This window comes from Sphingomonas faeni, assembly GCF_003053745.1.
Classification (GTDB): domain Bacteria; phylum Pseudomonadota; class Alphaproteobacteria; order Sphingomonadales; family Sphingomonadaceae; genus Sphingomonas; species Sphingomonas faeni.
The window spans coordinates 153392-175027 of sequence record NZ_QAYE01000008.1; the positions used below are offsets into that span (position 1 = coordinate 153392).

The following is a 21636-nucleotide window of genomic DNA, read 5'->3' on the forward strand; positions in this document are numbered from 1 at the left end:
GCCTAGCCGCCGTATCGTCGCGCGCCAATCCAATACCAGCCGATCCGGCCTTGTTAGTGGGACAGTCAGGTCTTAGCTCGGAGGAGATGACGATCGCGCCCACCCTCGAGCAAAAGCCGCTGCGCGATACGCATGGTCGCACGATCAAGTATCTGCGGATTTCGGTGACTGATCGCTGCGACCTGCGCTGCCGCTACTGCATGTCCGAAAAGATGACGTTCCTGCCGCGCAGCAAGCTGCTGAGCCTCGAAGAGATCGCAATCATCGCCGAGCGTTTCATCGCACGGGGCGTGACGAAGATTCGCTTGTCGGGTGGCGAGCCGCTCGTGCGTCGCGACGTCGCCGAACTGGTACAGCGCCTGGGTCACAACATCGGTGCCAATGGGCAAGGGGGCGGCCTGGAAGAGCTGACGATGACCACCAACGGCACGCACCTAGCGCAGCATGCCGAGGCGATGGTCGATGCCGGCATCCGCCGCGTCAACGTCAGCATGGACAGCCGCGATCCCGAGCGCTTCCGCTACATCACCCGCCACGGCGACGTGTCGCAGGTGATCGGCGGGATCTACGCCGCACGCGACGCGGGGCTCGCGATCAAGATCAACATGGTCGCGCTGAAGGGCTTCAACGAGAACGAGATCGCACCGATGCTCGCCTGGTGTCGCGACGAGGGCTTCGACCTGTCGCTCATCGAGACGATGCCGCTCGGCGCGATCGACGAGGATCGTACCGATCGCTTCCTGCCGCTGACCAAGGTGTTCGAGGATCTCGGCCAGCAGTTCACGCTCGCCCGCGACGCGCACAAGACCGGCGGCCCCGCACGCTACTGGAACGTCGACGGCACGCGCACGCGTCTGGGCCTGATCTCGCCGCTTACCGCTAATTTCTGCGATGGCTGCAACCGAGTGCGACTGACCACCGAAGGCAAGCTGTACATGTGCCTGGGCCATGATGATCAGGTCGACCTGAAGGCGGCCCTGCGCGAAGGTGGCACCGCTGGCCTGGACGAAGCGATCGACGCTGGCCTGTTCGCAAAGCCCAAGGCGCATGACTTCCGCATCGGCCAGGGCGAAGGCCCCGCGGTCGCCCGCCACATGAGCGTCACCGGCGGATGAGCCGATACGAGCGGCGGGCGCTGGTCGCGTCCAATACCCCGCCTGCTCGTGCCGCCGAAGCGGAACTCGCCGACATGGGTGATTGGGTGCCGGTCGAGGACGCGGACGTCATCATCGCGCTCGGCGGCGACGGGTTCATGCTGCAGACGCTGCACACGATGCTGGAGCGCCGCAAGCCGCCCGTCCCTGTGTTCGGCATGAACCTGGGCACCGTCGGCTTCCTGATGAACGAATGGCGCCACCACGGCCTTACCGACCGGCTGGAGCGCGCGAAACCGTTCAAGGTCATCCCGCTCAGTATGACCGCGATAGGCGTCGACGGCCGCACGCACACGCTTCCCGCGATCAACGAGGTCTCGTTCCTGCGCGAGACCCGCCAGACCGCCAATCTCGAAGTGACGGTGAACGACCGCGTCGTCCTCGCCGAACTCGCCTGCGACGGCATCCTCGTCGCGACACCGGCCGGCTCGACCGCATACAACCTTTCCGCCCACGGCCCGATCCTGCCGCTCGGCTCCGGCATGGTCGCGCTGACCCCGATCAGCCCGTTCCGCCCACGACGCTGGCGTGGCGCGATCCTGCCCGACAAGGCCCGCATCCGCATCCGAGTGCTCGACCCCGGCAAGCGCCCCGTCTCCGCGGTCGCCGACCAGCGCGAGATCCGCGACGTCGCGCAGGTCGACATCTGCATGGACCGCGCCCGCGAACTCACGCTGCTGTTCGATCCCGAGCACGCGCTCGACGACCGCATCACGATGGAACAGTTCGTCGCCTGAACGCGGTTTATCGCGGACTTTGCATTTTTGCGGCGAAACCCGCTTGCATCGTCCGACCGGCCGTTTATAGAGCCGCCTCCGGCAACGTTCCCTGATAGCTCAGCGGTAGAGCTCTCGACTGTTAATCGAGTGGCCGTAGGTTCGAATCCTACTCAGGGAGCCATTTCCTCGTTCGCGGGGGTGCCGAGAAGCCCGCGGAGGCTTGCAAGCCCGCGGAAATCCTTACATTCGAAGTTCGGTACGGTTCGAAGCCGTTCGGGGGCATCCGGCCTCAAGTGGGGGCACTTTGGGGACACCAGTTTTCCGCGCTAGGGGCACCGTATGCTGACCGACGCGAAGTGTCGGAATGCACGGAAAGCCGAGAAGCCGCAGAAGCTCGCCGACGCGCACGGCTTATATCTCTTCGTTACGACCACCGGCTTCCGATCGTGGCGGATGAAGTATCGATTCGGCAACAAGGAGAAGCGGCTGACGTTTGGCGGCTATCCGGACGTGTCGCTCGAGGATGCGCGGGAAATGCGCAACGCGGCGCGGTTGCTGCTTCGGGCCGGGATCGATCCGGCGATCGAGCGGAAACAGCGGGAGGCGACGGTGACCGCCGAATCGCTTCGGTTGTTCGAACCGATAGCGCGCGCTTGGCACACAGCACAGACGCCGACCTGGTCCCCGCGCTACGCGGCGAAGGCGCTAGCGAGTATGGAGAAGGACATCTTCCCGGCGCTCGGCAAGGTGCCGATCGGCTCGATAACCGTGCCGATGGTGCTGAAGGCCCTGCGGGCGGTCGAGGAGCGCGCGGCGATCGAGACTGCCCACCGGCTGCGCCAGCACATGTCGGAGATCTTCCTTTACGCGATTGGCGCCGGTTTGACGGAGACCGACCCCGCGCACGTCGTGAAGCCTGCGCTGCTGCCTATGGTCAAGGGACGTCGACCAGCAGTGCGATTGGCGAGCGAGGCAACGGCGGTGCTGGCCAAGGTCGAGGCAATGGACGCCTTCCCAGCGACGAAGCTGGCTTCGCGGCTGCTGGCGCTGACGGCGGCTCGTCCTGGCGTCATACGAATGGCGGCGCCGCAAGAATTCGAGGGGCTCGATTCGACGTCACCGATCTGGCGGGTACCCGCGGAGAAGATGAAGTTGACGGTCGAGCGGAAGAACGACGCGGACTTCGAGTTCGTAATACCTCTGTCGTCGCAGGCGGTTCAGATCGTCCGCGTGGCGCTGCAGCGCTTCGGGAACGGGCCCCTGCTCTTCCCGAGCGTCAGCAGTCCGAAGAACCCTCTCAGCGACAATACGCTGTCGAAGCTATACCGGGATGCTGGTCAACGCGGCCGGCACGTTCCACACGGCTGGCGTGCGACGTTCTCGACCGTGATGAACGAGCTGGCAGCGGCCGAGGACCGAACCGGCGATCGCGCCGTGATCGATCTGATGCTGGCGCATCTTCCGGCCGGAATGTCCGCCTCGGAAGCTGCGTACAATCGAGCGATGTACATGCCACGTCGACGCGTCATCGCACAGGCGTGGGCCGACTTACTCGTTGTCGACCTTCAACCAGCTCAGCTGCTGGCGGAGCGCGCCGCGCCGTAGCAGGTGCGGCATGATGCGCGGCGGCGGAGGAGCCACAAGCGGTCAGGCTGTCCGTAACCTTATCCGCGGCACCAGCGCGCGATTCGCTGAGAAGGCACGCGGGGCCGATCATGGCGAAGGCCGTCGCGTACCGCGGCGCCACAGCTATGACGTCGACGATCTACGCGCCCAGCCGTGGAAGAAAGTCGGCGACGGATCGCACGCGCAGGGCGTGATTCATCGCGAGGCACTGATTCAGAGTGCGAAGGAGCAGCGCCGGCAGGATTGGAAGGAGCTGCCCAATCGCCGGCTGCGCGAGGTCCGCGAGTTGCGCGACACGCTCGCGGCCGAACTGGCAGCGCTTGTCGCCCAAGGGCAGTCCCCGATCGGCCGGCCTGCGACGCTCCGGCACGAGATCGAGCGGTTGGACGCGACCCTCGCGCGCGCCGACGGCCGGCTGACGCGCATCGACGTTAGCGTCCTCGAGGCGCTGCTCGCGAAAATCGACTTCGCGACCGGCGCGCTCTTCCCGTCGTACGATACCATCGCCGAGTGGGCAGTCTGTAGTCGCAACGCGGCGATCGAAGCGATTAAGCGGCTGAAGAGCCGCGGCTTCGTAGATTGGGTGCGCCGGAGCATCCGGACGAACAACGACGGTGAGTTTGCCCCTCAGCGCGAGCAGACTTCGAACGCCTATTATTTCGACCACAGGCGCAGCATGGCGCCCCGAACATGGCAGCGATACATGCAGATCCTCGTCGCCAAGCTTCGGCGCCTGGGGGCCGTCCCTGCCGCCGTATCGCCTGGCGCCTTGCCAGTGCCCCGCGAAGTCCAGGACCCTGCATTGCGCGCCGCTCTCGCAAGCGCCGCTACGTCATTTGATAACGCGAGTACATGAAATGTGCTCTATCCTGCATTCAGGTATGAGGAATAAGGAACGTCTCCGCTGAACGCGGAGCCGGCGCTAGTTTGATATTCCCCCAAAGCCGAAACGGCATGCCTCAAGGACCCGACCGCCAAGACCCGGCTGTCGGGACGTGGCGGCTTGCGCCGCCCTGGGCTATCGATGGGGGAAGTGTGCGAAAGTCGTTGTTCTTTTCTTGCGTCGCGTACGCGGCGCTGGATCAGAGGTCGACCAACAGATCCGCCCACTCCTGGAACAAGTCGCGCTGACGCTGAAGGCGCTCGCTTCGATCGTACGCAGCCTTGACCTTGTCCTTCGGCGTATGCGCCAAGGCCCGCTCGACGTCGGCACCGTCCGCGCCCCGCTCATTCATCACCGTTGAGAACGACGCGCGCCAGCCGTGCGGGACATGCCGCCCCTCGAAACCGGCGCGATCGTACAGCCCGCCGATCGACTTCTCCCCGATCGGTTTGCCAGCGCCGGCAGACCGATCGAAGATCAAACCATGCATATTTGCATCGTCCTGATGCATATTCTCGCCGCCATGATGAATATCCGCGCGGATTTCGCGCAGCAGCGCGACTGCCTGGCGCGACAACGGCACCAGGTGGTCGTTCTTCGTATCGAGCTTCTTCGCTGCCTTCAGCTTCATCCGCGCGGCTGGCACCCGCCACAACGGCGCCGCGCCATCAAGATCCTCGATCTCATTCCAGCGCGCGCCGCGTACCGCGGCGGAACGGACTGCGGTTAGCGCCAGGAATCGCGACGCGCGTTTCACCACCGGCGCGACGTCGACCAGCTCGGCCGCGGCGAGCAGCTCGCGCGCTTCCTCGACCTCGAGCAATGCGGCGTGATGCTGTGCCGGCGCGGGCGGCGTGAGCGCGCGGCTGACGATCGCCGCGGGATCCTGGTCGACCAGGTCCTCCGCCATCGCATAGGCAAATACGGCCGAGATCCGCTGACGGACGCGGCTCGCTGTCACCAGGCTGCCGCGCTCCTCGATGACGCGCAGCGCGTGCAGGATTACGGGCACGGTCACCGCCCCGATCGGCATCGCGCCGATCGCCGGGAACACGTCGCGCTCGAGGCTCGCCAGGACGTCGCCGGCATGCACTTCCGTCCAGCGCGGTCGCATGTGCGTATGCCATTGGCGCGCGACGTTCTCGAAAGCACGTGCTTTGCCAACCGGTGCGGCAGTGGAGATCCGCGGATCCTCGCCGCGGCCGAGCAGCTCACGCACCTGGTCACACCGAGCCCGGGCCACGTCTAGCGACACTTCGGGAACGGCGCCGATCGTCAGCAACTGCTCTTTGCCGCCGAGGCGATACTTAATCCGGAACGACTTCCGGCCGGTCGGCGCGACGTAAAGGTGCAGGCCGCCTGTATCAAAGATCTTGTAACTGGTAGCGCGAGGTCTCGCCGCTTTGACCGCTTGATTGGTCAGCACTATCGTTCTCCTCGGGGGATATAAGAATGGACGTTCAATGGCCGGTCTTGTTGGCGTTCACGAAGCCAGCACTGACGTTTTTAGGGGCTGCGGCATGGCCGCTTTCCGGCGCATTCATCGCGATGCGGTTTCGAGATCCGATCAGTAACGCGATCGGTCGCGCGAGACGCGTTTCGGCATTCGGGATCGAGGCTGACATGCCGGCCCTTCAACAGCCGACGTCAACAACTGCTAATTCGGATCTGCTCGATCACGGTAGGACTGCAACGGTAAGTCCGGAGCCACCCTTCGATCCCGTACTGGCCCCAATCGAACAACACCTTCTATCAGCGATCGAATATGAGCCGCTAAAGATCGATCAGAAGTTGAAATGGGCAGTCAGAATGGCGGCCGTTCAGGCGATGCTTGCCCGCCATGAGCAACATTACAGGATCATCTACGGTTCGCAGCTCGCGTTCCTTAGACATTTGAATGTCGCAATCGTCGCCCCTGTCCAGAATGCTCGATACTTTTTCGACACGTTCGGGACTAAGCCACCGCCAATCCCAACCTACACCTATGAAAACTGGCTGTCGTTTCTGATAAACACGTTCGACATCGAGAAGTATGTCGCGCCTGATGGTCAGGAGATGTTTCGTCTGACGCCGACCGGAAAGGCGTTCCTGATGTGGGCGACGGAACAATCGGTCCCCGATCAAAAGCCTTTCTGACTCTGGCTGCGGCGGATAAGTCCTCCGCCGCAATCACCGTTTCGTGCGGTCTGATAGTACCTCGGCACCACAAATTTTAGCTCTCGATATCCCTCCACCAACCTACCGTATTGCCGGACGAATTTTATGTAGCGATAGGTGCGGTACGATGATGACTACGATCCTATCGTTGCTCCTGCTGCTTTCCCAGGTGGGGAAAAGTTTATCAAACACGAAGGTCGATTGGGGCTCTGTCCCAGATTGGCTCGGCGGAACTGCGACCTTCGCCGCTGTGGTCGTCGCATTGTCGGCCAATCGCATGATCAACGCTCAACAGCGCGCACAAGCGGCAACCTCGCGTAGGATCAACGCCGAGCAAATTACACTCAAACTTTCCTCAATCGGCGACGATCTAATGGTTTTGCGGCGGCATACCGTTGAACGCATTCGGACTGTCGATATCCAAAACAATGATGAGGCGACTCGAATATCATACATGGACGCGGTTTTAGGGCATTCAAACGAGGTCGTACCAAGGCTTAGCCCATCCGAAGCAAGCGCCCTGATTTCTGTTGGCGCATCGGCCCTGGCTATGAAATTCAATCTGCTCGCAAAGCGCTTGGCTGTTCATCAAATCACCTTTGCCGAGTATAGTAAAAGTCTCGACGTCCACGAAGCCGCTCTACCGGCACCGACAAACCTAACGATTGATGCAGGCGTCCTGAACGACACAACCCCGATAGACGCATCTGCAATTATTAGCATTCGTCGGCGATTAGCTAATTTAGAAAGCGTTTCCTCCGCCATTACCAAGCAGGTAGCGAGCGACGTGAGAGATGCAGCCGACCTAGCCGATGAGATCGGACCCTTTTTAAAAAAGATCGCCCCGGGACAGTCAGTGATCATTCCGGACACCGCGCCAATACGTTCTAGTCCAATGTTCCCGAAAACTCAGGAAGTGTAGCAGCGGAGTGGCTAGGACGCCGGAGGAACCCTCCGCCGCGATGGAGCCCTTCTGCGGGGCGTAACGAAGCCACTGCCCCGAATTACGATGTGCAATACCCTATGGCCGTAGGTCTGCGTTTTCGCCCGTGTCGGTTCTTTCGGACCCAGTTGGCAAGCTTCTCGGCACGGTGCATTATGCCCCGATGAAAACACCGCTCCCGAGAGATCCGCAAGCCGCCTTGGCGCGCGTCCGTGCACTCATGAAGACAGTAGTTCCCGAAGCACGATGTGAACTCCGAGATTACGATTTCCGCGTAGGCTGTGGGGACATGGACACGTGGGGGAATATTCAGGACGTCCAGTTCATGATCCGCGGAGAGACCGAAGAGGGTGTACTTCACTCTGCACAGGTTCTCGCAACCAAGCTCAAAACTGGTGGATCAACCGCGGGCTGATGAACATGTGCGGCGGATAAGCCCTCCGCCGCATTGACGGTTTTCCGCGGCCTACAACGGAGCATGTACCCCGTTTTAGGGTAGGCGATACCCCAGCAGCGCATACCCGAAAGCACGCGCCGTTGGGGTTTTCCGAGTCATAGCACGAAGCTGATCATGCCACTCGGTTGCGGATGATGAGCTCGGTGACCTTCTTCGCTCGGCCGGCTGCACACGTCGACAGCGTCCAGGTGGTCTCAACTTCGGCGATCGCGAAACGCGCAAACGTTTCTCGAATGAACGGCGTGTCGTTGATCGACATAATGAACTGCCCGCGGATGCCCGCGAGCTGCTCTGCCATCGCCAGATACTGATCGCGGCCGAACTCGATGCCGTAGCCCTTCGTCTCATCATAGGGAGGATCGAGGAAGAATAGCGCATGCGCACCGTCGTAGCGCCGGATGACGTCAGCATAATCGAGTTGCTCGATCGTCACCGGGGCCAGGCGATCTCGCAGCAGCTTCAGCTCGGCGCGCAGCTTGCCAAGGTTGATCCGCGAATCCTGGTCACGGCGCACGCCGAAATGCCGGCTATCGACCCGGCCGCCGAATGCGAGACGCTGCAAATAAAGAAACCGCACGGCGCGCTCGATGTCAGTGAGCAGCCGAGGATCCATTGCATTCTGCCGGTCGAACTCGGCGCGACTGGCGATCAACCAGCGCAGCTCGTCGACGAAGGGCTCGTAGTGCCGACGGACAACACGGAACAGGTTTGCGACGTCGCCGGAAAAGTCGTTGATGATCTCGACGGTCGGCCGGCGCGATCGGCGAAGGAAGACGCCGCCCATGCCGACGAACGGCTCGATATACGCCTTGTGGGGCGTGGTATCGATCATGGCGCACAGACGCGCCGCCAGGTTGCGCTTGCCGCCCATGTAGGGCGCAGGCGGGCGAGCAACGATAACAGGACTCATGTGGAGGTAGACCTTCATGACGAGGCACGGGCTACGCGCGCCATGATGGCCGCCGATCGACGATCGGCGGAGCCCCGGCCGGACGGCCGCGGGTAGGTGGAGCGGCGATCGCCGCGAAACTGTGGGAGAGGTTGCTGCGCGGCGAACCGTCCGGACGGACCGGGTGGTTAGCCGCGCAGACCCAGGGAGCTACGCCCCGCGTATTTCCCCGAAGGGTTTTGTATTTGGCGGGCCACCCGGCGAACCGGCGACCCTAGGTATCCACGCGCGTGGGCTGTCATCGCGGCTAAGCTCAGAGCAGCGCTCGAGCTATGCCACGACGACGATCAGGCGGGCAATCCCTTCAGGCAGATTGCCCGCTCGCGTTCGCGCCGTTTAACCAGGCCGGCGACGACGCGCCCGCCGGCTTTGACGAAGAGCGGGAAGCGATCGCAGCCCGCCCGCCATTGACCAGCATTCCAGAGCTTCGCGATGCTGGACTTGCAGACGCCGGCGGAACCGATGTTGTACGCGAGGCCGACGGCCGCAATCGTCTGGTTCGGGCGGCCGTAGAGCTTGGGGACGCACTTGATGATCGGCTCGGCGTGCGCGATCAACTCCTCCTCGAGCTTCGCGTTGCACTGCGCCTCGGTGAAGGTCATGCCCATCCGGACGCCCTTGGTGACGCCGTCGCACGCCGTCGGCACCTTTACGATGTCGAGATACGCTTTCAGGTACTGGCGGCCCGCAACATGGCGGACCGCGATCGAGCCGTCCTGCTGCACGGTCGCCTCGACCTTACGGCCGCTCTCGTCGGCCGGTATCGAGACGAACAGGGCCGCGGCCGCGACGACCGAGCCGATCACACCGGCGAGGGTTTTCTTATTCGCCATCGGTAGCCTCCCGCTTCTTGAGGATCCGCGCGACGAGCGTCGCGACGAACAGTACCGGCGTCACCCACCGGCTGACCGGGCTCGGCACGACGTCGCGGACGGCGTCCGGCAACGACTGCCAGACCTGCAGAGCAGTATCGGGCGCGGCCGCGGCCGCGGTCGTGGCGACGGCGCCGATCGCGGCGACGCGCACCGACGCCAGGCGCCAAGCATGGCGCCAGTTCGGGATCAGTTTCATGATGTTCTCCGAGATTGGCGGCAACCGGCCGCCGGCGGACTATTCGGCGTTCGGCGCCGGAATATGGATGGGACGCTGGCCCTCGAGCATGCGAACACGTTCCTTGATGCGCACAACGTCCGCTTCCATCGCGTCCGCTCGAGCGTCCTGCTTCGCGTTCGTCGCCTTGGTGTCCGACAGCTGGATCGACGCGGATCCCTGACTGGCCTGCAGATCGGCGATGCCCTTCTGCAAGGCGTCGACGTTCGCCGACATGCGGGTGACTGTCGTGCCGAGCGAGCTGACGCTCGCGCCTACCCACAGGCACAACGCGAGGATGATCGCGACAATGATCGTCGCCGCATGCTTTGCCAGCCCCCGCTCCTCGTGAGCAACGGCTGGCGGCCGCGTGGCCGCAATCAGCGAAGCGATATCGTTCAAGTCGAGGCCTTCTCGATCGCGGCTGCGGCTCACGCGCGCACCATCGATCCCGCGACCGCTAGGGCCGCTAAGTTGCAAATGTTCATGATGGGTGTTCTCCGCGGTGGCATCGGTAGTCGCCGGCTTGGCGAGGATGCTGCGTTAGTTAGGGTTCAGGATCTCGAACTCGGTGACGACAGGGCCAATCACCGTTCCATCAGCGAACGTCTGTGGGTTCGCGGCCGAGATCTGGTTGAAGTAGAACTTGTTATCGACGGTCGGCGCGAAATACGTCGTTCGATTAGGCGCTGTCGCATCGTCGTAACCTGCCAGCTTGCGAGCGCGAAACACATATCCGTTGCCGTAGCCGACCAGCTCGTTCGCCTTGCTGTTGAACTGATTGTACGTCGCGGTGCTCAGGTCCTCTTCGTACTGCCCAAGCCGAGGCGGCGATCGGCGCCCCTTGAGAACCATCCATTGTCCGGCTTCATTCGCGCGGAAAACCGGGAAGATACCGGCGTAAATATAGCTGAAGGTTTGCGTGCCGGCGATGACCATCGTCACCTCGAGCCGCAGCCCTTTCACCGTCCAGCGCCAGTGCGTGTAGACGTCCGCGATCTTGGTGTCGGGCGCTGCGTTATCGAACAGCGCAGACGTCTGGTAGAACGTCAGTTCTTTTGCGGTGATCGTTGCCGCAACCGCCGGATCGAACTCGATCCCGTCGGCGAATGCCCTAAATTCGCTCATCACCTGGTTACCGTGGCTGACGCCGCCCGAATAATCTGCTCGCCCTGGCTGCATCACCGCCGTCTCGATCTCTGAGGGGCGGGTCAGCTGCGCGACGACCGTTTGAAAGTAGCTCGCGTCGAGCGAGACGTCATACTGCCCCGCGTTGCGCCACACGTCGACCTTCGGCCCCTTGGAGAGATCGGTGTTCACACTCCGCAAGAAACGCCAGCCGGTCCAACGTGACTTCGCACCTGGAACGTAGATGTTCATTGAGCCAATGCCGCCGTTCGTTGGAGCGACCTTTGCGACGACCAGGGTATTGTCGCGGGTAATGCTCGTCGTGACAGCTGGCTCGAGGCGGTAGGCACCACCGCCATAGATCTGATCCAGGGGCGATGGTGACGCACCGCTCGTCGTGTGACTGAAGATCACCAGTTTATTGCCACTCTGCCAGCCGGAGTTCGCACCGGATGCTAGATTGGAAACGACGGTCGGTACGACGCGGACCGTGCTGCCGACAGCCTGGTCATCGAGGTTGGCGACGATCGCCTGCTGGGCGCCGAGCACGACGTCGGTCATCCCGTCGATCCGATATTCGATCGAGCCCGCGGCGTTCTCACGCCAGACCCGGCCCTGGCTGATCGAGACGGTCACGGTGCCGTTGCCATTGTTGACCAGCTTGTAGATCCGGCCGTCAACGATCCGGCGAGCGCGCAAGAGGCTCGTCGCGAGCGCGGTCGTGTCCGAGACCGGAACTGGCAGGTTGAGCGTGTATGGTCCGCCGCCGTAAATTTGGTCGACGGGTAGGCCGGTGTCCGTATTGGCATTCGAGAACAGCACGAGTTTGTTGCCGCTCTGCCAGCCACTGTTCGCAGCTGCGCCGGGAACACCGACATACGGGACAACCCGGCCGGCAGCGTTCAATGCGCTGTCGAGATCGACCATCAATGCCGTATTATTCGCCAGCTCGACATTGGTCGCCGCTTCGATCTTGTAGGTCGGCGCTGAGCCCCCGCCCTCGACATAGACGCGGCCCTGAGACGTCGAAATCGTCAACTTGTTCGGGGCTGCTGCTAATGCGTAGACGCGACCAACGATGCTGTATCGAGCGCGGCGGATATTCGCCTCGAGAGCGCTGGTGTCGACGGCCGCGACCGGAAGGTTCAACCGGTAGGCGCCGCCCCCGTAGATTTGATCGACAGGCTGCCCGGCCGAACTGGTCGTATGGGAGAATAGCACGACCCAGTTGCCCGTTTGCCACCCGATGCTGCCCACTGAGCCAAGGTTGACGACCACCGGAGTCAACCGTGCGTTGCTATCGAGTAGGCCGTCCAGATCCACGACCAAGGCACGGTTTGCCGTCAGCACGACGTCCGCGACACCGTTCACGCGGTAGGCCGGAGCGCCACCAGAATTCTCATCCCAGATCCGGCCCTGCGAAACCGAGATCTTGATCGAACCATCGAGATTGTTGGTGAGCGCATATACCCGACCGTCGACGATTCGCCGAGCACGGGAGATCAGAGGCACGGTACGCCGCGGCGTCATGAAGCGACTACCGTCGGTTGCTGGACCGGCCGACTGAACAGGCGCTTCGAGCGCCATTAAGATGATGATCTGCAGCGTCGCGCCCGCGCCTGCTATGCGCGCAATGTAGTGGCCGGCTTGCAGCTGCCCTTCGAGGAGGTTGGATCCGTCGCGCCCGTAAACCGGGATCGCGGCTTTACCGTCGATTGCGATCGTCACAGGGCCAGTATTTGTTTGGTTCGGCTGCAAGGTGACGAGCTGCCCGCTGGTCATCGCCCTCGGCGGGAAAGCGTTGGCGAGGATCGCGTTACCTGTCCCGCCATAGGCCACCAGACGATAGCCAGCGGCAGCAGCGACCGCTTCATCTCGCGCGGCGAGGATGGCGGTGCCGGCATCGACTACAGCCTGCGCGGCCGCCGCAGTCTGACCAGCCAAGGCGGCTTTCTCGCCTGCGAGGCCGGCCTTCTCGGTGGCGAGAGCCGTCGCGCTCCCCGACTGGGCGATTGCCGCATCGAGTGTCACCAGTTTCCCGCTGACCTGAGCGAGAAGCTGCTCGAGCACTCCGGCATTCGAGCCCCCGAGCGCGATCGCCATGAGGCGTGCCTGGCACGGAACGTAGATCGTCTGCCCGCTGACGTTGACGACCGGATAATATCCGAGGACGCCAGTCTTGCCGCCCGCCTCGTTGAAACTGTTCGGATCGTCAACGGTGCCGGCGAGCAGCATGATCTGCGCGTTCGCCCATTCCTCATAGGCGGCGAACAGCTCAGCATTCTTGCCGAGAAGTTCGAAGAGCTGGTCGTCGGTAAGCATAGCTCTCACTCCTCGGTGGTGATGATGGTGACGCGCTGCGAGACGTTGCCGGTGCCGCTGCCGGTCGTGAAACCGCGCGCAAGCGTTGCGATGAAGCGGCGATCGGCGACGATCCGATCGGGATCGGTGTAGGTAAGGCTGGTCGACCAGGTCGCGCTGAAGACGAGGTACCCGCCCTCTTGACCGGCGGGGATCGGGCGCTCGCCATAGACGCTGCCGGCGCCGGGACTGATCGCTGCTATTGCTACATCGATGCGGGCAGCGCCGCCGATCTCGCGCGCCAGTGTCAGAGTCGGCGACCCGGTCTCAACCCGGGTCCCTGACCAGGTGTAGCCACCGTCACTGGACGTCGCGCCATACGCTGCGACCGCATCGTCGAATTGCTTCGCGCCGGCCGTCGAGCCGCCGTAATTGACACGCCATTCCCAGACGTATGCCCAGCTGATGACGACCGTAATCTTGCCGCCGTCCGATCCGAAGCCACCGGTGTCGGCAATGACGTCGGGAGCGACACTGCTGCTCTGCCCGCCGTTCGTAAGCGTGCCCGCCGAAAGCGAACCGCCGAAATAGGCATCGCCCGACACGGTCTGCCAAACCTTGCCGTTCGCCCGCGAGCACAACGCGATCGGCATCGATGGCCCGAACCAGTCGATGAACTCATTGCCGACGCCGAAGCCGGTGCCGAGCACCTTCATGACCGAGCCGTTGTTGAAGATCAGCTTCGCGGTGCTGACGTTGATCGTCATCGCCGACATGGTGATGTCGCTGATTGCCCCCTGCGAGCCATCCGCCGCGGTGACGGTAATTCCGCTCCACACGCCGCCGGCAGTCACCGCCAGGCTCGCGCGCGCCGACAGGTTGCCGAGCGCGTCGGCCTGCGCGGAGAACAGCTGCTCGACCGACGCCGTACCTCCGCCGACCTTGTCGAGGCGCGCGGTGACGAGGCCTAATTGTTCAGCACGCGCTTCGGTCTCGTCGGCGATCGCCTCTTTGAAGTCGGTCACAGCCGCCCCGACGGTGTCGCCCAGCGCGTCGGTAAAGTCTGCGCTGAGATCCGTGATCGCTTTCGCGCGGGCTTCGGTCTCGTCGGAGATCGCCTCCTCGAGCGTTGTTATCGCGGCGCCGACCTTGTCGCCGATCGCCGTTGTGAAGGCCGTCGAAAGATCGCGAATTGCGGTCGCGCGGGCCTCGGTTTCGTCGCTGACCGCCTTCTTGACGTCCGTGATATCCGCAGTCGCATCAGCGAGATCGCCTTCGAACTTGGTGCCGAGATCCTCGATGCTTTGCGCCAGGGCCTGGTCACCGTCGGAAACGGCGATATCGAGGTCGCGGATCGTCGCGTTCGTATCCGCAAGCAAGCCGTCGTACGTCGTCTCGATGCCTTCAATGGCCTCGACCCGCGCCTCTTTCTCGTTCGCGATCGCCTTATCCAGGCGAGTTATGGCGGCCTCGGCGTCACCGTTCACGCCATCGAACTGCGCCTCGATCGTTTCGAATTTCTCGGACAGCGACTGTTCCGGCGTCACCAAGACGGTCGAGCTGTCGAGAATGAAGGCGGTACCGGTCGAGTTCTTCGCACCGAGGAGGGCGAAGGTTTTCGCGGTTGCCAGCTCGCCCTCGATGCGCTGCTCGGTCTCCTGCTGCACGACTACGCCGACCTGGACGCCATCGAGGTGCGTCAGGAAGTCCACGCGCGCCTTGCGACGCTGCTCGAGCAGCTGACCGGAATAGGCAGCCTGAACGGTTTGCCGTGCCTGCTTCAGTGCGCGATCGAGATCCACCCGGGCGGCATCGAGTTCCTTTTTGGTTGCTGCGATCTGCTCGAGGCCCTCGGTCGCGTTGCGCCGCGCTTCAGCGAGAAACTCGAGCACGTCGGCGACAGTATCGTCGGGCCCGAGCGGCGACGCCGGATCCGCGCTGTTCGTCGCGCCGTCGGCCGGCTTCGGCTTCGCCGGGTTCGTGTCCTTGACGTTCTGCCACTCGACGCCGAGCGGCTCGACCTTCGCCGCGGTGCTGAAGCCCTCGATCGAGAGCGACAACTTGCTGACGCCCTCGCCCGCCTCGATCGAGAAATCTTTGAAGAAGCCGTAGATCGTCAGGCTGTCGATGCCCGCCTGCCCGATCCACAGGGACGGCCGCGCACGCACAGCAGCGATGCGGTTCGCGACCAGGTCGAGCGCGTCCGTCCGGATCAACGCTTTCGCGGTCATCCGCTTTGCAGACGCACGCTCGACGATCGTCACCTCGCCAAAGTCGTCGACCTCTTTGCGGCTATAGTCGGTGATGCTCGACGTCGGCGACGCCTCGGTGATGCCGAGCGCGACCAGGCGGCCGAGCAGCAGCGTGCCGACCGATACCATGCCGGCGCCGGCGATCGTCACCGTCACCTGGTTGGTACCAGTGGGCAGGTCGAGGAACGTGATGGCGCCAGCGCTGGCGGCGATCGTGCGATCGTAACCGGTCGCCTGCACGCGCACCGTTGCTGCGACGACGTCGAGCAGCGCGATCGCGCGCGCGGCCGCGTTCAGGGTGACCGCGATCGAGCCGGCCGCGCTGGACGTCGTGCCGAGCGCCTGGTCGAACAACGCCCATCGGTTCGTCGGACCGATATCGATCCACTTGCCGGACGCGGCCGCGGGATCGTCGCCGGTGTTCGCTGCTACCGCGCTTTCGTAGATCCGGTGCGTTGCCGCCTTGATGACCTGGGCGCCAAGCGCATAGCTGACACCGGCCGACCATTCGGCGCGATCGGTTTCAGCGATCGTGCTGGCAGCGATCGTGACGTCCGTGATCGCGGCCGGTTGAATCAGCTGCAGCGTTGACGCCTGACCGGTCGGCGCCGGATCCGTACCGCCGTCGACCAGCTGCTCGGTCGCCGCCAGGCCCTCGACCGTCAGCGTGCAATAGCTCAGCGGCGGAACCGCGTGATCGATCTCGAACTCTTTATAGAAACCGCGAAATGACAGCGCGGCGAACTGATCGTCGGCGATCCATTGCGCCGGCGTCGCGCGGAGATCGGTTAGACGGCGCTGCAGCTCGTCGACGTCGTCGAACGGCACCGCCAGGCGCACCGACATGCGACGGGCGAACCCGCGCTCGACAACGGTCGTCACGCCGTAGTCGTCGGTCACGCGCCGGCTATAGTCGACGATGCCGATCGTCGGCGCGGTTTCGACGGTGCCGAGGTCGATCACGACCCCGGCGTCTGTGACGACCTTCACGCCGCGCTGGCCACGCTGATCGCTTCGCCACCGTTCGGCGCCGTCACCGCCTCGAGGCGGCCATCGATGCGCTTGGTATTGCCGGCGGTTGCCGCATGGCCCGAATTATTCTCGGTCCGGAGCAGGGTCACTTCCTCGCGGAGCGATTTAATCTCGCTCGCCAGGTCGTCATTCGCTGGCGCCGGCACCGTTGCCGGCTGCGATGCCGTCACGACATCGATGCCGCGATCGGATGCGGTCGACGGCGTGCTGCTGCCCTTCGTCAGCGCGGTCACGACGCCGTAGGTGGCCTCGAGGCTTGCGGCCGTCTGTGCCTGGACGCGCGCCAGCTCCTGCCGGCTGGTTGCCTGCTCGGCCGCTGCGGTGAGCAGCGCCTGGCTAAGCGCCGGCAGGCTCTTCGCCGCATCCTGGTCACCGCCGCGGGCGGCCGAGGTCGCTGCGTTGAATTGCCCCTGCAGGTTGGCAAAGCTGTTGCCGCCTGCCCCGTCGGTCAGGCCGCGGATCCGCTTCACCTCGTCCATGATGCTATCGCCCACCGACGTCCAGGCATCGGCGAGCGCCTTAGCGGCCGTGGCGGCAGCCTGCGCGTCCTGGATCGCATAGATCTGCTCCTGGAGCGCGCGGTTGCTGCTATCGAGCTTGGCGAGATCGAGCGCGCGGATCGCTGCGGTATCGCCCTGCAGCTCGAGCAGCTGGCGTTGGAGATCCTGCCGCTCGCTGGCGATATCGGCCGCGCTCTTCGCGCCCTCCATCGATGCCTGCAGATCGGCAAACGCCGGCGCGAGTTTCAACAGCGTGGCATAGGTCGATTGACCCGCCGCGGTGGTCAGATCCTGCGCCTCGACCAGCTGGCGGAATGCCGCCAGCGTCCCCGGCATCGCCAAGCCGAGGCTGGCGAACACGCCGTTCATCTGCGCGGTCTTGGCGGCCGCCTGCTCTTCCTTCGAGTAGAAAGTCTCGAAGTACGCACCGGCCGCGTCCGTCAGCGCCGAGACGCTGTCGAACTGATCCGCCAGCGCGAGCTTCACGCCGATCCCCATGGTCTGCGTGTTCGTGCCGAGCATGGTGAGCGACGTGCCGACAGCTTCCACCGTCGACGCCACGCGCACCAGCGTCTCGAACACACCCTCGCCGACCTTCTGGAACTGCTCGAGCCCCGGGAATGCTGCCGCGGCCATGCCGTCGGCCGCGGCGCCGAACACGGCCGACAGCTTCTCCTCGATCTCCGCGCCGGTGAGGCCCTTCAGGTCGATCTTGCCGATGTCGACGATGAAGCCGTTGAGCCGCGCCTGGACGTCGCCGGTGGCAACGCCGAGCGGTCCGGCCGCCGCGGCGATCGCGTCGTTGAACGACTTCAAGATGAGCGTGAACTGATTCTCAAGTCCGGCATCGGCGCCACTGTATTGCGTCGAGTATTTCGTGCTGGTCGTAAGTCCGAACAGCTTCTTCTTCTTTTCGATATCCGAATAGTACGAAGCATCGAAACCACCGCCGAGGATGCTGCCGACCGACTGCGCACCGCCATACAGGCCGCTGCCGATGACGCTGGTCTTCGAGCCGAACAGCCCGCCGAGGATCCCGCCGATGACAGGGATCCTGCTCAGCACGGATCCGATTGCGTTCGCCTTGAAGCCCTCGGTCACGCCGCTCGAGGCATCGATGTTGCCCGACCGCACGACCAGTGACGCGACGCCACCGATCTGGCTGTCGATCGACTTCAAGGAAGCGGCCATCTCGCGCGCGAAGGTATTGGTCATGGTGTCGACCTCCTTCAGCGCATCGATCGCGTTCTTGATGCTGTCGCTCTTGGCCGACGTGTCGCCGAGAACGGTGCCGGTACCCGAGTTGGTCGGCGCCAGCGTGTTCTTGCCGCCACCACCGAACGAACCGGCGATCGAGACGCCGATCGACGCCAGGGCGGCGACGGTTGCGGCGCCGGCCGCCAGGTTGAGCGGGAACGGCAGGCTCTTGATCGCATTCACGACCGCCTCGGTCGCGCCGACCGCGATACGCGCCACGCTGTTGGCGATCTTGGTACCCGTCTCGATCGCATCCTGCGCGATCGCGCGGACCGACAGGGCGAACTGCACCAGGCGGAATGCCTTCTCGGCGGTCTCGAGGGTCTTATAGCCCTGCGACCCTTCCTTGAAGAAACCCTTCGCGGCTGATGCCATATCGCCGAACGCGCCGATCTGCTGCGACGACGATCGGAGAGCGAAGAGGCGGTTCTCGCGATCGATCCGCGCCTGGTCGCCGTTCGCCGCGCGAATGGCCGCGGCATGGTCCTGCTGAAGCTTTGCCTGATCGGCGTAATAGCCGGTCATTACAGTCAGTGCGTCGCCGATCGCCGAACCGACATCACCGAACGCATCAGCCATGCCCTGCGCAGCCCGCTGCGCCGTCTGATCGATGGTATCGAACAAGTCGGCCGTCGCACTCAGCGAGGCGTTCCACGCGTCCTGCGCCTGCCGGTTGGTCTCGGCGCCGACCGCGATCTCGACCTGCTTGCCGATGTACGTGTTCGCATAGGCCGTACCGAGCTCGTAGCCCTTCGCCTGTAGCGTTTGCTCCGCCTGCAGCTTCGCCATGGCCTGCGCGCGGGCCATATCCGTTGCACCAACAAGCCGAAGCTCCTCGCGCTGCATAGCCAGCTGGCGATCGGCCTGCTGATCGGCGCCGGCGTAGAATGTGCCGATCTCCGCCGCCTTTACGGCACCGCGGGCGTCTTGCTGAGCCTTCAGCGCTGCGGTCGCCTTGTCGGCCTCTTCCTTCAAGCCGCGTTGCTGCGCCACCTCGATCGCTGCCAGAAGCGGGAGATCGGCGATACGATCCTGAACCAATTCAGCGGCGCGCTCAGCCGGCACGTTGCCGGCAGCGATCAGCGTATTGACCTCGGTCTGGATGCGCGCCTGGTCGCGCATCGAGGCGGCCGACTTCGCCGAGTCCGAAACCCGCTGCGCGATCTCGAGACGGATCTGGCGGTTCACCGCCGCCTCGATATCGGCCTGCTGCTTGATCGCCTTGCTTTCGGCCTTCACGCGCGCCTCGGCGATCAGTGCCGCGGCGCCGGACACGCCATAGGCTTCCGCCAGCTTGTAGAGGTTGCGGATCTGCGCCTCGGTCGCCTCGGCGTCGCGCGCGAGCTGCTCGGCGTGCTTATCGGTCTTCGGCTTCGGGAAATTGTTATAGCCGATCGACTTGGCGATACGCTCGCGCGCGTTGTCGATCGCGGCGACCCGCACGCGCTTACCGAGCTTCGTCAGATACTGATCAGCCGCGGTGTACGCGGCGCCGTAGGTCTTCTCGAGGAGCTTCGGATCGCCCTGGCCGATCAGCATCTTGCCGAGGCCGACGACGCCACCCTTCTCGACCTCGCCGAGATATGCCTTAGTCCCGGCCACGCCGGCGTAAATCGCCGCCAGGGATTGGCGCATGTAGCCGGTGAGGTCGTCGAGGACGCCCTTCACGCCCTTGGACATACCCTTCATGTCGCCGACGAAATAGTCCGAGATGTCCTTGCCGACGACGCTGAACAGCGCTTTGGTCGTGTCGGCCCAGGTGACCGTCTCGTCCTTCAGCTTGAAGAGTTCCTGCTTCGTTGCGTTGGCGCCGCCGGTGATCTTGCCGAGGTCGCGCGTCAGCTGGTCGTTCGTGACACCCTGATTGACCCACCGATTGAACAGCGCGAACCCCGCGCCGACGGCGGCAAAGCCGACCAGAAGGGGAGCGAACCGGAGAGCGAGAACGCCGACCTCCTTGCCGAAACCACGCAGGCCGCCTTCGCTCATCTGCGCGACCTGGAAGATCTGGGCGCCCTGCTGAATGAATACCTGGAACGGCTTCTGGCCGGTGAGCAGGCCCTGCGTGATATCCGGCAGCTGAACCGCGATGTTCTTCAACGCACCGCCGCTCCGGCGTGCGGATCCGGCCAGCTGGTCGTGCTGCTGCGCGGCGCTATTGCTACGTTCGGTCAGTGCGGCCTCGGCGCGGCCCAACTCGGCTGCCGATGCGCCCGCCGCGGTCATCACCCGTCGGGCTTCCGCCAGTTCGGCGTTCAATCGGTTCTGTGAGGCTGCGGCCGGATCGATCAGGGCACGCAGGCGAGCCAGGGCCGCAGCATCGCTTGCGGCCGCGGTCTCTTCCGCGCGTAGAGCCTCTGCACCGCGGCGCGCTGCGGCTTCGAATTGATCATGGGCAAACGCGGCCGAGCGGAGGCGCTGCGCCTCATCATCGCGTGCACTAGCAGCCTGAGCGGCGTCGAACTCGCGCTGAGCCGCGGCGCCCTTGCGCGCGGCCGACTCGAACAGGTCATAGGCGTGAGCAGCTTCGCGGATCCGCGTCGCTTCTGCCGTCGCGGCCGCGACCTTCTCCGCTGCTTCCATTTCGCGCATGGCAGCGATGCCACGCCGCGCTGCCGATTCGAAAAGGTCATGGGCGAACGCGGCCGAGCGCAATGCCTGCGCCTGTCGCTCGGCTGCCGCTACCGCCTGACTGGCGGCCAGGTCCTGCGCCTGGGCAAGCGCCTCGGTTTCCTCACGAGCCTTACGCGTTGCCGCGAACCGCTTATCGTACAGCGCGGCCTCTGCGGCGACCAAACGGGCGGACAAGTCTGCGTTGCCCTGCTTGCTATTTGCCAGCGCGAGTTCGGCAACCCGGGCTTCGCGCAGCTGCTCGCGGGTCTTGCCATAGGCTGCGGCCTCACGCTCGAGCGAACGCACCAGGGCTTCGCCGGCCTTTTCGACCTGCGCCATCGCCTGACGGCTCGCCGCCATCTCGCGCGTGGTAGCATTACCGAACGCGACAATGTTCGACGTGGCGGCCGAGACGTCGACCAGGCCCTTGGTGGCACGCTCGATGCGGGTGGCATCGGCGAGCACCTTGGCTTCGGTCGAGTCCATCGCGGTCTGCAGCTGCAGCAGCTCGCCAAACGAACCACCGGTGTCGATGACAAAGCCGACCTCGAGTGCTGGGGAGGAATCGTCCATGGG

Annotated in this window: 14 protein-coding genes and 1 tRNA gene; 7 read left to right on the forward strand and 8 right to left on the reverse strand. The window is 64.1% G+C overall.

Going from position 1 to position 21636, the window contains the following annotated elements:
• Positions 1-86 precede the first annotated feature (86 nt).
• The 5 genes from moaA to C8J25_RS15190 all read left to right on the forward strand — a co-directional run bounded on the left by moaA (position 87) and on the right by C8J25_RS15190 (position 4355).
• On the forward strand, positions 87-1115 hold the full coding sequence (moaA, locus tag C8J25_RS15170; protein WP_107955234.1) for a GTP 3',8-cyclase MoaA: 1029 nt from the start codon (positions 87-89) through the stop codon (positions 1113-1115).
• Complete coding sequence (locus tag C8J25_RS15175; protein ID WP_107955235.1) at positions 1112-1891, forward strand: NAD kinase; 780 nt, start codon at positions 1112-1114, stop codon at positions 1889-1891. Before moaA ends, C8J25_RS15175 begins: the two co-directional genes overlap by 4 nt.
• A gap of 88 nt (positions 1892-1979) precedes the next feature.
• A tRNA-Asn gene (locus C8J25_RS15180) sits at positions 1980-2054 on the forward strand.
• Positions 2055-2212: 158 nt separating this feature from the next.
• Positions 2213-3478, forward strand: a complete 1266-nt coding sequence (locus C8J25_RS15185; RefSeq protein ID WP_107955236.1) for a tyrosine-type recombinase/integrase — start codon at positions 2213-2215, stop codon at positions 3476-3478.
• A gap of 10 nt (positions 3479-3488) precedes the next feature.
• Positions 3489-4355: a helix-turn-helix domain-containing protein gene (locus C8J25_RS15190; RefSeq protein WP_146173343.1), complete on the forward strand. Its 867-nt coding sequence runs from the start codon at positions 3489-3491 to the stop codon at positions 4353-4355.
• Positions 4356-4581: 226 nt separating this feature from the next.
• Here the strand turns inward: C8J25_RS15190 and C8J25_RS15195 are convergent, their stop codons facing one another.
• On the reverse strand, positions 4582-5808 hold the full coding sequence (locus C8J25_RS15195; protein ID WP_107955238.1) for a tyrosine-type recombinase/integrase: 1227 nt from the start codon (positions 5806-5808) through the stop codon (positions 4582-4584).
• 26 nt (positions 5809-5834) lie between these two features.
• Between C8J25_RS15195 and C8J25_RS20310 the strand changes: the two genes are divergently transcribed.
• Both C8J25_RS20310 and C8J25_RS15205 read left to right on the forward strand, forming a co-directional pair.
• On the forward strand, positions 5835-6518 hold the full coding sequence (locus C8J25_RS20310) for a hypothetical protein (protein ID WP_146173344.1): 684 nt from the start codon (positions 5835-5837) through the stop codon (positions 6516-6518).
• Between the two features lie 148 nt (positions 6519-6666).
• Positions 6667-7461: a hypothetical protein gene (locus tag C8J25_RS15205; protein ID WP_107955240.1), complete on the forward strand. Its 795-nt coding sequence runs from the start codon at positions 6667-6669 to the stop codon at positions 7459-7461.
• Positions 7462-8051: 590 nt separating this feature from the next.
• Here C8J25_RS15205 and C8J25_RS15210 read toward each other — a convergent pair.
• From C8J25_RS15210 to C8J25_RS15240, 7 genes are all read right to left on the reverse strand, one after another.
• Complete coding sequence (locus C8J25_RS15210) at positions 8052-8867, reverse strand: DNA adenine methylase (protein ID WP_167397730.1); 816 nt, start codon at positions 8865-8867, stop codon at positions 8052-8054.
• Positions 8868-9175: 308 nt separating this feature from the next.
• Complete coding sequence (locus C8J25_RS15215) at positions 9176-9721, reverse strand: lysozyme (protein ID WP_107955241.1); 546 nt, start codon at positions 9719-9721, stop codon at positions 9176-9178.
• A complete protein-coding gene (locus tag C8J25_RS15220) occupies positions 9711-9959 on the reverse strand; it encodes a DUF7940 domain-containing protein (RefSeq protein ID WP_107955242.1) in 249 nt (82 codons plus the stop codon). The genes C8J25_RS15215 and C8J25_RS15220 overlap by 11 nt, the downstream gene beginning before the upstream one ends.
• A 39-nt stretch (positions 9960-9998) precedes the next feature.
• Positions 9999-10379, reverse strand: a complete 381-nt coding sequence (locus C8J25_RS15225) for a hypothetical protein (protein ID WP_146173345.1) — start codon at positions 10377-10379, stop codon at positions 9999-10001.
• Positions 10380-10520: 141 nt separating this feature from the next.
• Entirely contained in the window at positions 10521-13208 is a 2688-nt protein-coding gene (locus C8J25_RS15230) for a hypothetical protein (RefSeq protein WP_146173346.1), read from the reverse strand.
• Positions 13209-13432: 224 nt separating this feature from the next.
• Complete coding sequence (locus C8J25_RS15235) at positions 13433-16648, reverse strand: hypothetical protein (RefSeq protein ID WP_107955245.1); 3216 nt, start codon at positions 16646-16648, stop codon at positions 13433-13435.
• Complete coding sequence (locus C8J25_RS15240; protein WP_107955246.1) at positions 16645-21633, reverse strand: phage tail length tape measure family protein; 4989 nt, start codon at positions 21631-21633, stop codon at positions 16645-16647. The genes C8J25_RS15235 and C8J25_RS15240 overlap by 4 nt, the downstream gene beginning before the upstream one ends.
• Between the last annotated feature and the right edge of the window lie 3 nt (positions 21634-21636).

What these genes read in the sequence shown, in the direction of transcription:
- C8J25_RS15240 (WP_107955246.1), bottom strand. Translation starts at nt 21,633, where the DNA reads ATGGACGATTCCTCCCCAGCACTCGAGGTCGGCTTTGTCATCGACACC.
- C8J25_RS15220 (WP_107955242.1), bottom strand. Translation starts at nt 9,959, where the DNA reads ATGAAACTGATCCCGAACTGGCGCCATGCTTGGCGCCTGGCGTCGGTG.
- C8J25_RS15215 (WP_107955241.1), bottom strand. Translation starts at nt 9,721, where the DNA reads ATGGCGAATAAGAAAACCCTCGCCGGTGTGATCGGCTCGGTCGTCGCG.
- C8J25_RS15210 (WP_167397730.1), bottom strand. Translation starts at nt 8,867, where the DNA reads ATGAAGGTCTACCTCCACATGAGTCCTGTTATCGTTGCTCGCCCGCCT.
- moaA (WP_107955234.1), top strand. Translation starts at nt 87, where the DNA reads ATGACGATCGCGCCCACCCTCGAGCAAAAGCCGCTGCGCGATACGCAT.
- C8J25_RS15190 (WP_146173343.1), top strand. Translation starts at nt 3,489, where the DNA reads ATGATGCGCGGCGGCGGAGGAGCCACAAGCGGTCAGGCTGTCCGTAAC.
- C8J25_RS20310 (WP_146173344.1), top strand. Translation starts at nt 5,835, where the DNA reads ATGGACGTTCAATGGCCGGTCTTGTTGGCGTTCACGAAGCCAGCACTG.
- C8J25_RS15185 (WP_107955236.1), top strand. Translation starts at nt 2,213, where the DNA reads ATGCTGACCGACGCGAAGTGTCGGAATGCACGGAAAGCCGAGAAGCCG.
- C8J25_RS15205 (WP_107955240.1), top strand. Translation starts at nt 6,667, where the DNA reads ATGATGACTACGATCCTATCGTTGCTCCTGCTGCTTTCCCAGGTGGGG.
- C8J25_RS15175 (WP_107955235.1), top strand. Translation starts at nt 1,112, where the DNA reads ATGAGCCGATACGAGCGGCGGGCGCTGGTCGCGTCCAATACCCCGCCT.
- C8J25_RS15230 (WP_146173346.1), bottom strand. Translation starts at nt 13,208, where the DNA reads ATGGCGATCGCGCTCGGGGGCTCGAATGCCGGAGTGCTCGAGCAGCTT.